General features: G+C 64.4%; 12 protein-coding genes and 1 pseudogene. 8 read left to right on the forward strand and 5 right to left on the reverse strand.

Annotation, left to right across the window (positions count from 1 at the left end; genetic code table 11):
- Window positions 1-92: 92 nt before the first annotated feature.
- Window positions 93-977 (forward strand): annotated as a pseudogene (locus tag NA4_RS20395) (class I SAM-dependent methyltransferase); the annotation flags it as partial.
- A gap of 247 nt (window positions 978-1,224) precedes the next feature.
- Here NA4_RS20395 and NA4_RS20400 read toward each other — a convergent pair.
- Window positions 1,225-2,580, reverse strand: coding sequence for a TIGR03118 family protein (locus NA4_RS20400; protein WP_373862810.1), 1,356 nt, complete (start codon window positions 2,578-2,580; stop codon window positions 1,225-1,227).
- Between the two features lie 116 nt (window positions 2,581-2,696).
- Between NA4_RS20400 and NA4_RS20405 the strand changes: the two genes are divergently transcribed.
- The 4 genes from NA4_RS20405 to NA4_RS20420 all read left to right on the forward strand — a co-directional run bounded on the left by NA4_RS20405 (window position 2,697) and on the right by NA4_RS20420 (window position 6,236).
- Window positions 2,697-3,194, forward strand: coding sequence for a peroxynitrite isomerase (locus tag NA4_RS20405; protein WP_084497277.1), 498 nt, complete (start codon window positions 2,697-2,699; stop codon window positions 3,192-3,194).
- Between the two features lie 489 nt (window positions 3,195-3,683).
- The gene (locus NA4_RS20410) at window positions 3,684-4,463 is read left to right on the forward strand and encodes an SDR family NAD(P)-dependent oxidoreductase (RefSeq protein ID WP_067472092.1); all 780 of its coding nucleotides are present in this window, start codon (window positions 3,684-3,686) and stop codon (window positions 4,461-4,463) included.
- Window positions 4,464-4,563: 100 nt separating this feature from the next.
- A complete protein-coding gene (locus NA4_RS40540; protein ID WP_157129166.1) occupies window positions 4,564-5,052 on the forward strand; it encodes a hypothetical protein in 489 nt (162 codons plus the stop codon).
- Window positions 5,052-6,236: a DUF6545 domain-containing protein gene (locus tag NA4_RS20420; protein WP_067472098.1), complete on the forward strand. Its 1,185-nt coding sequence runs from the start codon at window positions 5,052-5,054 to the stop codon at window positions 6,234-6,236. The genes NA4_RS40540 and NA4_RS20420 overlap by 1 nt, the downstream gene beginning before the upstream one ends.
- Here NA4_RS20420 and NA4_RS20425 read toward each other — a convergent pair.
- Window positions 6,233-6,805: a hypothetical protein gene (locus NA4_RS20425; RefSeq protein WP_157129167.1), complete on the reverse strand. Its 573-nt coding sequence runs from the start codon at window positions 6,803-6,805 to the stop codon at window positions 6,233-6,235. The genes NA4_RS20420 and NA4_RS20425 overlap by 4 nt on opposite strands.
- Window positions 6,806-7,626: 821 nt before the next feature.
- Between NA4_RS20425 and NA4_RS20430 the strand changes: the two genes are divergently transcribed.
- Window positions 7,627-9,090 (forward strand): flavin-containing monooxygenase, encoded by a 1,464-nt coding sequence (locus NA4_RS20430; RefSeq protein ID WP_067472104.1) that lies wholly within the window; start codon window positions 7,627-7,629, stop codon window positions 9,088-9,090.
- Window positions 9,091-9,396: 306 nt separating this feature from the next.
- On the opposite strand, the gene NA4_RS20435 is transcribed toward NA4_RS20430, so the two are convergent.
- From NA4_RS20435 to NA4_RS20445, 3 genes are all read right to left on the reverse strand, one after another.
- Window positions 9,397-9,618 carry a hypothetical protein gene (locus tag NA4_RS20435; protein ID WP_157129168.1) on the reverse strand — a complete coding sequence of 74 codons (222 nt, stop codon included), beginning with the start codon at window positions 9,616-9,618 and terminating at the stop codon, window positions 9,397-9,399.
- 440 nt (window positions 9,619-10,058) lie between these two features.
- Window positions 10,059-10,487 (reverse strand): DUF4254 domain-containing protein, encoded by a 429-nt coding sequence (locus NA4_RS20440; RefSeq protein WP_245671505.1) that lies wholly within the window; start codon window positions 10,485-10,487, stop codon window positions 10,059-10,061.
- A gap of 236 nt (window positions 10,488-10,723) precedes the next feature.
- Complete coding sequence (locus tag NA4_RS20445) at window positions 10,724-11,119, reverse strand: hypothetical protein (protein WP_174552972.1); 396 nt, start codon at window positions 11,117-11,119, stop codon at window positions 10,724-10,726.
- Between the two features lie 418 nt (window positions 11,120-11,537).
- Here NA4_RS20445 and NA4_RS20450 point away from each other — a divergent pair, with 418 nt between their 5' ends.
- Together NA4_RS20450 and NA4_RS20455 are read left to right on the forward strand one after the other, a co-directional pair.
- Window positions 11,538-12,386 carry a helix-turn-helix domain-containing protein gene (locus tag NA4_RS20450; protein ID WP_067472115.1) on the forward strand — a complete coding sequence of 283 codons (849 nt, stop codon included), beginning with the start codon at window positions 11,538-11,540 and terminating at the stop codon, window positions 12,384-12,386.
- Window positions 12,383-12,495 (forward strand): DUF397 domain-containing protein (locus NA4_RS20455; RefSeq protein ID WP_157129169.1); only part of this gene is annotated, 113 nt, incomplete at its 3' end. The genes NA4_RS20450 and NA4_RS20455, both read left to right, overlap by 4 nt.

The raw sequence follows: 12,495 nt of genomic DNA on the forward strand, positions 1-12,495 counted from the left end.
CGCTGTGTCATAAACACAGGAAGTGTGCCTCGCCCAGCAAACCAGGAGGAAGACGTGTGACCCATCAGATCCTCAGCAAGGCCACCCGGAAGATCACCGGCCTGTCCTCGGAGCCGACCTTCGCACAGGTCCGGTCCCGCGCCGAGCTGCCGGATGAATTCTTCAGGCTGTTTCTCGGCCCCACCCTCACCTACAGTTGCGCGTTCTGGACCCACCCGGACGACACCCTGGAGCAAGCCCAGTCGGCGAAGATCGACCTCGCCTTGGCCAAGTGCGATCTGCGGCCCGGGATGACCTTGTTGGATGTCGGTTGCGGCTGGGGTTCGACCATGGTTCGCGCCATGGACACCTACGGAGTGAATGCGATCGGGCTGACTTCCAGCCGTAACCAGTACCGGCATGTGCGGGATCTGCTCGTCGACCGGCTGGTCCGAGGCCGCCCCTACGGTGGGGTGCGGCGGCAAGGCTGGGAGGAATTCGACCGCCGAGTGGACCGGATCGTGTGCATCGGCGCGCTGGAGCACATGAGCCGGGACCGATATGGCGCATTCTTCGATTTCGCGTACCGGCTCATGCCTGCCGATGGGGTGCTGCTGTTGCAGACCGTCGTCGGCTATGACCGCGATCACTTGCGTGCACAAGGGACGCACCTCACAAGGTCTGATTTCGCGTTCCTGCGGTTCCTGAGTGGGACCATCTTCACCGGTGGCCAGCTCACTGCACCGACCGGTCACATTCCGAAAGGAATTACCGAGTACGCGCAGGACGCCGGGTTCACCGTCACCGGCATCCAGAAGCTCGGGCCGCACTACGCCACCACACTGGAGCACTGGGCCTCCGCTCTCCTCGAGCACCGCGACCGGGCGATCGAGCTCGCCGGGCGAGACACCTACAACGCTTACGTCAGGTATCTGACCGGGTCGGCGGACTACTTCCACCGCGGCTATATCGACGTCGCGCAGTTCACCTGCACCAAGCCCGGCGCATTGCACCAACCCGGCTGCGGTGACCATGCCCGCGGAGTTTCGGGTCGGCGCCAGCCGGGCCGGCCAGGCGACGTCGCCGCTGCTGCGTCATCGCGATCGAGCTGTTCGCGGCCCGGGACAGTGCGGGAGAGCGGTCGGCCATCCGTGAGCGGGGCACCGGACTAGGGAGCCGGCCCTGACCGGGCCGGTAACGCAGCAGCGGCCCGCGCCGGATAACGCGGGCCGCTACGAGATGGGTCTACTTCAAGCGGAGCTTGCCGAACAGGCCGTCCTTCTCGTCGTCGGGTCCCGCTGTGAAGTACAGCGAGTCGGCGTCGCCGAGGCTCTCACCGTTGCCGAACATCAGCGCCCACAGACCTTCGATCGCCACCGGCTTGCCGTCGGCGTCGCGCAGGTAATCGGCGAACTTGCCGGTGGCGTCGTCGTAGGCGAGCACGTGTCCGGCGCCACCGAAGTTGCCGACCAGCAGCTTGCCGCTGAGTGGGCCGAAGCCCTCCGGCGCGACGGTCACCGCCCACGGCGCGTTCAGGCGGTTGCCGTCGTCGATGATGCGCACCAGCTTGCCGTCGGCGTCGAACTCGGCGAGCTTGCCCTTGTCGGGTTTGCCGCCCGCTTCCTTCTCCTGGTCGGCGTCGAGCGAATCCTCTTCGCCCGCGTCGAATTTGCTCGCCTCCGCTTCGTCCGGCTTGGTGGTGGCGTAGGCGACGAACACGCGGTTGCCGACGGTCGCGACGTTGAACGGCGCGGGATCGCCCGGCTTGGCCTTCTTGCCCTTCTCCGGCGCGGCCGGGTCGATCGCCTCGCCGGTGGCGAACGGGTTGGCGAAGCCGGTGGTCGGGATCAGCTGCCAGTTCTGGTCGAACGTCCGGACCTGCGGGTCGGTGCCGAAATCGGCGGCGAGCAGCTTGTCCCCCGATGGCGTCAGCGCGATCCCGAAGAACTGCATGCCCTGCGGCTGGCCGTCGAAGACCAGGTTGGCCGGGCCGTCGTGGCGCACGATGCGGCCCTCGAAGCCCTGCTCGGTCCACGCCGAGATCTTGCCGGAGTCGGTGGCGAAGATGAACCGCGCCGAACCGTTCAGCGGGCCGCCTTCGGCCTCGACCGGCTGGTCGTGCACGACGAACAGATCCGAGGTGATCGGCGCCGGGTTGAACACCACGCCGGTGGTCTTGCCCACGCTGTTGTCCGAGGTGTCGGCGTCGGCGCCGGGAATGGTGACGATCTTCAGCCCGTCTTGGAAGAGCTTCTGCACCTTGTCGTCCGACGACTTGGTGACGTCACCGACGAACTGGAACGACTTGCCGCCCGCGCCGACCCAGAAGTGCCCGCCCGCGCCCTTGGGCCGGTCGGCGAGCCCCCAGGCGTTCACCAGGTCGGGGAAGGTGAACTGCGCCTTGTACTCCGCGTCGTTGGCGGCCAGATTGGTCTGGACGTACTTGTTGCCGTCGAGGGCGGGCACCTCATCGGACTTCGAGTCCGAGCAGGCGGCCGCGACGAGCAGCGCGGCGCTCAGCGCCGATGCGCGCAGCAGACCGCTTCTGCCCCGCGACCGGGACGCACCACCGCGCCACGACTCATTCCAACGTCCGTTCAACTTTCCTGTTTCCTTTCCGGCAACACGCCACCTGGCGTTAGGTGACCCTAACCTTAGCGTGGCGAATTCGGGGAGTATACGAGCAGCGCCCGGAGTGCGGGTCTAGTCTGTTCGCCGTGGTCGAACCCCAGCCCCCCATCGCTCCGCATCCTGATATCGCCCCGCTCGCTCCACTGCTCGGCACTTGGCGCGGCAACGGCCAGGGTGAATACCCGACCATCCAGCCCTTCGGCTACGTAGAGGAGATCCGGTTCGGCCACCTCGGCCGCCCCTTCCTCACCTACCAGCAGAAGACCCGCGCCAGCGACGACGGCAGGCCGCTGCACGCCGAAACCGGCTATCTGCGTTGCCCGCGTCCCGACCGCGTCGAATTGATCCTCGCCCATCCCACCGGGATCACCGAAATCTGCGAGGGCTCGCTCACCGTCGAAGACGGCACCCTGCGCCTGGAACTGGACTCCACCAGCCTCGGCCGCAGCAGCACCGCGAAACTCGTCACCGCCCTCGGCCGCTCCATCCACCTGTCCGGCGACACCATCGACTACACCCTGCGCATGGCCGCGGTCGGCGAGCCGTTGCAGCATCACCTCGCCGCCACTTTGCGCCGCGACTGAACGCGATCCCCGGCGCGCCGGGGATCGGTGCCGTCGAGCGTGCAGCCAGGCGACCGCCGAGGCAGCGCCTGGTGCGCGGCCTCAGACGCGACGCTGCCAGGCGAGAGCACCGCATTGCCGGACATGTCCCGCCATGCGCGCCCGCTGCCGGAGCGGGGTGCACCCACAGCACGTCGAAACGGGAACGGGTCGTGCTCTCCACGAGCATCGCCTACAAGTCCGTGCGGCTGCGGCCGAGATCGTCAAGGTTTACCGCTCGATTCAATCGTGACTGGATCGGCCATGCAAGTGCCGCAATTGGAAGTGCGCCCGTCACTTTCGTTGTCGAGGCATCGACCGATCGAGTTCGTCGCGCCCGCCAAAGATCTGCGTTAGCCTGTCGGGCAGTGGATCGCGATCGCGTCTGCGGCGATCGGGTGGTCTGCGGAATGCCGCTGTACGCGCGCGTGACGTCGGTTTCGTCCGGTTGAGCTTCGAGGGGATGGCTGCATGAGCCGGAAATCGCGGTTGTCGGGAGCAAAGGTCCTTTTGACCGGTGCCACGGGCGGCCTCGGCCATGTGATCGCTAGATCACTGAAAGCGTGCGGGGCTGAGCTCATTCTGACGGGTCGTCGCTTCGACGTGCTGGATCGTTTGGCGTCTGAGCTGGGGGCCCGAGCTATCGCCTCCGATCTCAGTTCCGCCGACGATGTGACGAAGCTGTTGGAGGCGGTCGACCAGATCGACGTGTTCGTTGCCGGAGCTGGTCTACCGGCGGGCGGGCCTGTGCTAGGTTTCAGTGTCCCCGATCTGGACGACGCGATCGCGGTGAACCTGCGTGCACCGATCGTGATGGCTCGGGAAGTGGCTGGATCGATGCGAGCCAAGGGGGAAGGCCACATCGTTTTCATCGGGTCCATCGGTGGTCGTGCCGCATCCGGCGACACGGCGGTCTACAACGCGACGAAGTTCGGCCTCCGTGGGTTCGCCCTCGGCATGCGTGAGGACTTCCGCGGCAGTGGGGTCGGCGTGTCGTTGGTCGAGCCCGGATTCGTACGCGAAGCCGGGATGTTCGCCGACAGTGGTGTGCGTCTACCTCCGGGATTCCGCACCTCGTCTCCGAAGCAGGTCGCCGATGCGGTGATCCGCGCAATCGAGAATGACATCGGCGAAATCGTGGTCGCGCCGTTCGAGATTCGATTCGGCGTAGTCCTCGGAGGCGTTGCGCCGATGCTGAATTCCCGCGTTCAGCGCATGCTCGGAGTCAGGCTCGACCGAACAGAAACATGATGAGTGCAGACACAGAGTTCCTTTCGCACACGGCAATGATGATTGACTCACCGCCCCATGAACTCTCGTCTCCGTTGGAGCGAGAATGCGAGGAGGTGGCATGCGAAAACGCTGGTGGCGCAAGCGTTCTACGCGCGCCCGATTGCTAGCTCTTGTCGATCACCTCGACGAAGCTTTGCCTGAAGACTGGACAGCGGAGGAGCTTTTCGCTTCGGTCGAACGCCTGCGGGGCAGACGCATCGTGCGTCTGCCGCTGCCGTCGGCGTCGCCGGTGGGGTTATGCGGAATGTGGCTCGCATGCAGTGGTTATGACGTCTTCTTTCTGCGTAAATCGTCGGACCCGCACGACATCTTCCATGAACTCGGCCACATGCTGCTCGATCATGGTCAGGATTCTCCGGCGGATGAGCTGGCGACGCTGCTGCCCGGGGTCGAGCTGGACCACGACGTGGCAACGGTCCGCGCCTTCCGTGGAGCATCCAGCTACGACCGCCCGGAAGAGTACGAGGCCGAGCTTTTCGCGACGATGATCAGGACCCGGGTCCGCGCGGGTGGTCCGCGCCGGGACAGATTTCTGAAAGTGTTCTGATGTGGCCGCAAACGTTGCCGACCCCTGTCACCGTCGTGGCGACGGTATTCATCGTCAGTTTCGCCATTGCCCGGATTGCGTTGGTTCGTCGTGCTTCCGAGGCCGACCACCTGATCAACGTAATCGCCGGGATCACCGCATTCGGGGTCCTTCTGCGTGAACCGGCCGTCGCACGCCAGGTCGCCGGGTTCGTACCCGGTGGACTGCCGACCCTGTTCGACGTGTGGCACTGGACGACTGTGTTGACCTGGACGTGGGGGCTGGGACTGTGGCTGCTGCGCGAGTACGGGCCGGTCCGATACAAGACCCGATTCCGAATTGCGATCGGAGGGGCGGCAAGCCTCGGTGTGGCGCTCATATTGCTGAGCAGTCCGGCACGAGCACAGGGCGTTTCGATCGCGGAATACGGGGGCTTACGGTACGGAATCTACCTCGGACTGCTTTCGACACCAGCGGTATTCGTATCCGGCTACATGCTCCGAAACCTGCCCGTGCTGCGACTGCGTGCGACGTCACCTCGGGAAGCGAACATCGTCCGCATACTCGTCGTTGTCGCTGTACTCAGCGTGGTCCCGGTGAGCTCGCTGGTACTCTTCGCGGCGCTCGGTGCTCTGGGACTCGGCACCGACTTCACCCGCCACATGTACGACTTCACCTCCGACGGGCTCGCCTCAGGTGAGCCGCAGTTGCTGTTCGCGGCAGTTCTGACCTTGGTGGTTGTGCCATCCTGCGCGCGCGCGGCGGCGCGGCTGAGGCAGTTGACCCAGCTGTATCCGCTGTGGCGCGACTTGACCGCGGCCGTACCGGAGGTCGTGTTTTCGCTGCGCTGGGGTGACCGGTGGGGTGCTACCCCGGCGGAACGTGTGGAACGTCTGCATATCGAGATACGTGACGCTGCCGAGATCGTCGCCAGGTACGCGCGGCCGCTGCCTGCTGTCATCGACGAACTGATCGAAAGCACCATCACCGAGGACGATCAGGAGCACGCGCGGCTCGTCACCGAGCTGGTAGTGGCGGCTCAGCGGCTTGCCGACAGCCGCAAGGGCGAATCGGCCGGTAAGCCGTCCGCGCAAGCGGCCGATGTACCCGACCAGGATACCTTGCTGCGGTGGTGGAACCCCGCGAAATCGCTTCTGCAAGAAGCTGAATTCGCCTTTCGGGCAGCATCTCGCGACGTCCTTTAGCGCGGCGGCGCATCGTCCTGATCGGAGTTGCGTGCAGCCTCAGTCACATTCTGCAACGCCTGGAGCAGTTGATCGATCGCCGATTTGGCAAATGTCAGTTGGTAACCGTCTGCGTGGCTGCGGGCCAGCTTCAACTCGATGCCGAGCCGGTCGAGCTCGGTGACGAGATCTGCTACAGATTTGTGCTCACGGTTGAGTCTTTTCAAAGCCCTGACACCGCTTTCGACCTCGTCCGGTACGGCCGATTTCGGTTCATCGTCGGGGATCGGTTCGAGGTTGCTGCCGTGATACAGGGCTGTGGATGCGCTGTCCGGCGGCAATCCCAAAGCCACGAGCGCCCGGTTGTACTTCGACTCGGTGGTGGCGCTGATCGAATGAACCTGCCCGGCCTCGATGCGGGACTGGACATTCCGCGTCGGACCTCCGAGATCATGGATACGCTGGTGCGTTATCAACTCGTCGGGGAGGTTCCTCTGACGGAATGCCTTCATCAACCGCCCGAACCGTTGCCCAGCCGACTCTGACCCGCCGAAACCATCGGTACGCTCCGGACTGAACCGCCCATCCATGGCTTGCATCGTAACGCCTCGGCGGGCAGGCAAGGGCATCATGCACATGGATGCACACCGATGCGTTGACATGCGCTTCCATGCACCCTAGATTCAGGGCATGAATACAGGTCGCCTCCCGTCGCGAAATGGGCGCGACCACGTACCGGTGTCGAGGGGACTGCTGTCGTCGACGAGTAGGCCACCGGCAGGACGGATTCGGGCGAACGAGATGCGACTACCAACGGAGCCAGCAGGTTGCGGGACACGATGGCCGACCCGGGTGCGAACGAGACGCCTCGCTGTCGCCGCCGAGGCGCAGCCGACACAGCCGGTATTCGGCGAGCGACCGTTCGGCAGGGGCGGTACTCAGGAGTTGTCGATGAGAATTCTTATGTGCGGAACAGTACTTCCGGGCGGTGCACCGATCTGAAATGTATGGAGGGGAGAGATCGGCGCATCGCCCGGAAGTACCATCCGAAACACTCAATCCAGCAAATATGCGGAGCGGGACCGACCACCGGATCACTCTCCTCGATGTCGTCGCCGCCTATGGGCTCGATGCCGTGGTCTCCCGGATCGCTTCGCTTCATGCTACCGGATGTCATCACGCCGCCCGGGCGATCGAGACCGAACTGAACCAACTCTGCTTCCGCCGCAAGAACCGTCGCTGAACTCGGTACTGTTCAGAGCGCACGCACGATGCTCTCCGGTCTTGGAGGCGACTTATGTTGGAGGCATGCAGCGCCTTGGGCGTAGTCACCGTGGAATAGGGGTGTTCATGAAGTCATATGTACGCAAAGTGCTGCGCCGCAGCGTATCCGAGTTGATCGGCGATTGAGGTGACCGTCGCAGCACGCGTAGCCGTGATCGGTGCGGGCGTGTCCGGCCTGGTGACGGCAAAAGTCTTGCGAGACGACGAATTCGACGTCGTCGTATTCGAAAAGGAAGCCGCGATTGGTGGTGTTTGGATCGAATCACGCACGTACCCTGGCCTGCGCACCAACAATTCCCGCGACACATACGCCTTCTCCGATCACCCCTACAGCACTTCGGCGGACATGTTCCCGACCGCTGCGCAGGTACGTGAATATCTGAACTCCTACGTCCATCGCTTCCGCCTGGCATCCCACCTCAGACTGTCGGCCGAGGTTGTCGGATTGTCCCGGCAGGGGCAGGTATTCCAGGTCGAAGTCCGCAACGGAAGCGAAACCACCACGTGGCTTTTCGACTTCGTGGTCGTGTGTGCCGGTGTCTTCTCCGAGCCGCACGTGCCGGAGATCGAGGGCATGCGCGGGTTCGCCGGCAGGCTGCTTCACTCGAGCCGGGCAACCGATCCAGCGCTGTTCGAAGGACAGCGGGTGGTTGTGGTAGGCGCGGGGAAGTCGGCGCTGGACCTGGCGGCTTGGGCTGCGTCGCACGCGAGCACCTGCACGCTCGTTTTCCGTAAGCCCCACTGGATGATTCCGCGCTACCTGCTCGGTCGGATCCCGTCCGATCGCTTGCTGACCACCCGGGTGAACGAGGCGCTGTTTCGCTACCACCGTCTCAACCGAACCGAGCAGTTCCTGCACGGCCCAGGCAAGACGTTGACGCGACTGGTCTGGCGAGTGATGTCGAGACTGATTCGCCTGCACATGAGGATGCCAGCGGCGATGGTGCCCGACAAACCCTTGCCCGCGGGAATCGAGTACGTCGGCGTCGCGCCCGAGTTCTACCAGATGGCCCGCACCGGCCGTGTACTCATGCGACGTGACACCATTGCCGCCTTCCCGGAAGGCAACGCACTGCTGTTGGCCGGCGGCGAACGGATCGACGCCGATGTGGTTATCTTCGCGACCGGCTGGCGGCAACCCCTTCCCTTCTTGGCCCCCGAATTGCAGGCATCCGCTCTGCGCGACGGCCACTTCCAGCTCTACCGTCGCATCCTCCCACCGATCGAGCATCGACTCGGATTCGTCGGCTACGCGTCGTCACCCGCCTGCCCGCTCACGTCCGAAGTTTCCGCCCACTGGCTGTCCCAGAGCTTCCGCGGCGAACTCGCGCTTCCGGCCGTCGACGAGATGCGGGCCGAGGTTCTCCGTGTCGAAAGCTGGTTGTCCGACGCCCTGCCCGCGATGCCGCAGGGATACCTGCTCGGCCCCTTCCTCGCGCACCACATCGATGAGCTCGTTGCCGACATGGGCTTGCGCGTACGACGCACGCGCAATCTCATGACCGAGTATCTGACCCCGCTGCTCCCGGCCCGATACTCCGGCCTCGCCGAGGAACGCCGTCGGCGCACAGGCAGAGGCCGAGCACCGTAATCGCCTCGGCGATCGAGTATCAGGGCTCCGGCCGCGCTTTACCGATCCAGACCGCCGGTGACCTGTCCTCGTTCTGCTGTCCTGGCCTGGCTGCCAGCGGACGCCGGTGCAGGACGAGTTCGGTGGTGTGGCCCCATTAGGCGTCGGGGCATCATCCCCGTCGGCGAGCACGGTGGTGACATGTTCGGCAGGGAATTCGGTACGGGCGACGATGTCCAGCAGTTCCTGCACATGGGAAACACCGATCGTCCGCACCGCAACCGGCCAGGACACGAGCTGGACGACGACTGTCAGCGCCGGAACATTTCACCGAGACTCCAGGTACAGGCGTTCACACGGCAGCCTCGGATACCGGTCGGCATCGTCGGTCGAGACGTGGACCGGGTCATGCCAGTGCCTTTCTCGCCACTCCTGGACGAACACGCTCGCGGCGGTCATGCATGCCCGGAAGTCCATTCGCAGCCCGTGCAAGAAGACCGACAGGTGAACGTCCGCTTCCTGCGGCCTCGGCGAAGTGCCAGTGGTCATGGTCGCCCCCTTGCTGCCGAACCGAACCAACGGCTCGCGCGGCACGAGTTCGACCGCGAGCAAGGTGAGCAGCGTCCGACGAGGCGCGTCACGGGTAGCGGCTGGATCACTCTCACCCCTTCGGTTTCGTCCGGATTGCCGACGGTGCCGGGTCGAGGACTTGTACGGGCCACCGCGCCAGGTTGCGACGGTGATGTACCGGGACGTTACGGACGAACTACCGAGGCGAACATCGGGCGAGTTCGACAATGCCGAAGTCCCTTGGGACGGTCACTCCCGTCGTTACCATCCGACGATCGAGGGGATTCTTATGATGCAGGTCACACGCTGATTATCGATGTGGCGAAGATCACCGAGCTGTTCGACATTGTCGAATCAATTACCGATAGTTCCGGGCATCGCCCACCGTGACCTGCACAATCGAATCCACGCCTGGCGAACTAGAACGCGTTCGGCAAGCGGCGACGTCCGGCGGTCAGTTCAATGGCCAGGTCCTCATAAGCGATGGCCAGTTCGGCCAGCCGCTCCCAGGCGAACCACAGGTCCCATTCCGCGTCGGCGGCCAAGGCCGCATATGCGGTGGTGCTGAGGTGGGCGAGGCGGTCGATCACCGAGCCCAGCGACTCGGTGTGGAGGTAGGCTCCGCCGCGGGCGGACGGCAAGCGCAGCTCGGCCCAGCGATCGATGTCCCGGACCAGCCGGGCACGGCACTCATCGATATCGCACACGGCTGGATGGTCCGCGCCGAGGCGGCGAACGTGCAGGTCGGCAAGCGCGCGGGCGTGTAGCAGCACCGGATGATCCGGTGGCGGCTCGCCCTCCCGGCAAGCTCGAAGCAGTTGACTTCTCGTCGGCAGGGCATCGCTCACGGCCGCGCCTCGCAGGGACCGGTCTCCGCTGGGCATGACTCCGTACCGTGCCCACCGTTCACGCGCCGACGCTTGCGCACGACCGCGCCTCCCCGGAGCTCGACTTCGCCGTACAGGACCGCGCACCGTGGTCTCGGTTCACTCGATGACGCATCCTCACGACCGCGCCTCCCCGGAGCTCGACTTCGCCGTGCGCGACCGCGCACCGTGGTCTCGGTTCACCCGATGACGCATCCTCACGACCGCGCCTCCCCTGGACCCGGCTCCGCCGATGGCGCTCGGTGTTCTCGGATCACTCGCTGACGCTCGTCGACGGCGCTCCGGCCCGCGCAGGCCAGCACGCAATCCACGATCACCGCGCCGGACGGGCGGAAGGTATCGCGGGGCGCCACCACCCAGTGGCGAAATCCACCATTCGCCTCGGCGGGAGACGGCAGCGCTATTTCGCTGCCGAATGGCACGACCGAGACGTCGAGCCGGAATAGGGCCGCGAACAGTCGGGTGTCGTCGGGAAGATCCGGTCGGCACAGAAAAGTCCAGCGGCGCGAACGGATATGCGCGACCACCGGACCCAGCGGATGGCCATGGAAAAGCATGTCGTCTCGCACCCACTGCCCCAACCGGTCGGGCATCGTGATTCCTCCGACCACACCCGCTTTCACGACGATCCGCCCGATCTCCGGATGTATCCCGGCCGGGAGCCCGCAAGTGCGGCGGTAAAAGGCGCAGCGGGACGCGGGTGTATCCGCGTATGCCGCATGGTTCATACGCCAGCCTCGATTCATATAGTCCGATGAGAACAAATGCCCGATCGCTGGACCTGGAACCGTTGTCGCGGTTAAGGTTTCAGCACTTCTTCGATTCGTGCCGGGCTCGTTCAGTAGAGCACCGGATATTGCTGGGCGGGAACGTAATCAGTTGTGGAATCGGGCGGAAACCGCCCAGGTTCCAAGGACCCCCGCCAAAAGGTTCCAGTTAGCAACCTGACCACTAGTTTGGCTATCGAAAGGAATTCGTCGTGACTCCAGCAGGTTCCAGCCTCCCCGCCGCATGCTCGGCCGACAGCTGCGTACGCTGCGCGTCAACTCGGGCGTCAGCGCGGAGTACGCCCGAGAAGTGCTCGGCGTGAGCAAACAAACCCTGTGGCGGATGGAGACCGGACAACAAGTCCGGCTGCATCCGTTGTTCATCGAGCGACTGTGCAGGCTGTACGGGGCATCCGACGAACAGACCGCTATCCTGCTCGACCTGACCGAGGAGACCGAGCACACGGAGTGGTGGTACCACTACGACGACGCCATCCCAAAGGGGTTCAGCCACTATGTGGGACTGGAGGCAGCTGCCCGCCGTGTCTTCTCCTACCAAACGACCCTTCTGCCCGGACTACTGCAAACCAACGAATACCGGCGGGCGCTGATATGGGTCGACTACCCCATGATGCCCGGGCCAGAGGTCGAGCGACGCATCGAGGTGTTCACCCGGCGAAAGGCACGCTTGGACAGCGACTCCGACCCGCTGAATCTCAACGCGATCATTGATGAGTCTGCTTTGCGTAGACCGATCGGTGGCCAATCGGTCATGGGTGATCAGGTCGAGCACCTGGCCAGAGTCAGCGAACACCCGAACATTTCGGTGTTGGTGGTTCCGCTCAAGTCGGAGGCATACCCGGGCCTGCGTGTCGGCCCGTTCGTGATGCTCGAGTTTCCCAAGCACCGGACAGTACATCTCACCGAGCCGCCGATCATCTACATGCAGGGCTTCACCGGCGACCTGTATCTTGAGAAGCCCGAAGAGGTAAGGGGATATCGACAGGCGTGGGCCGACATCCAACGATCGGCACTTGATGAGGCGCACAGCCGATCCCTCCTCCGCAAGATCGCAAAGGAGTACGCCGAGTGAACGTCGATCTATCCGCTGCCTCGTGGTTCAAGAGCAGCTACAGCAGCTCGGACAAGGAATGCGTCGAGGTCGCACTCCTTGGCAGCGGCTTCGTGGGTGTGCGCGACTC

The sequence above is a fragment of the Nocardia amamiensis NBRC 102102 genome (assembly GCF_001612745.1).
Classification (GTDB): domain Bacteria; phylum Actinomycetota; class Actinomycetes; order Mycobacteriales; family Mycobacteriaceae; genus Nocardia; species Nocardia amamiensis.

Excerpts from the sequence above, each read along its gene's own strand:
- NA4_RS20445 (WP_174552972.1), bottom strand. The coding sequence starts at position 11,119 with ATGCCCGACCGGTTGGGGCAGTGGGTGCGAGACGACATGCTTTTCCAT.
- NA4_RS20420 (WP_067472098.1), top strand. The coding sequence starts at position 5,052 with ATGTGGCCGCAAACGTTGCCGACCCCTGTCACCGTCGTGGCGACGGTA.
- NA4_RS20450 (WP_067472115.1), top strand. The coding sequence starts at position 11,538 with ATGCTCGGCCGACAGCTGCGTACGCTGCGCGTCAACTCGGGCGTCAGC.
- NA4_RS20425 (WP_157129167.1), bottom strand. The coding sequence starts at position 6,805 with ATGGATGGGCGGTTCAGTCCGGAGCGTACCGATGGTTTCGGCGGGTCA.
- NA4_RS20435 (WP_157129168.1), bottom strand. The coding sequence starts at position 9,618 with ATGACCACTGGCACTTCGCCGAGGCCGCAGGAAGCGGACGTTCACCTG.
- NA4_RS20410 (WP_067472092.1), top strand. The coding sequence starts at position 3,684 with ATGAGCCGGAAATCGCGGTTGTCGGGAGCAAAGGTCCTTTTGACCGGT.
- NA4_RS40540 (WP_157129166.1), top strand. The coding sequence starts at position 4,564 with ATGCGAAAACGCTGGTGGCGCAAGCGTTCTACGCGCGCCCGATTGCTA.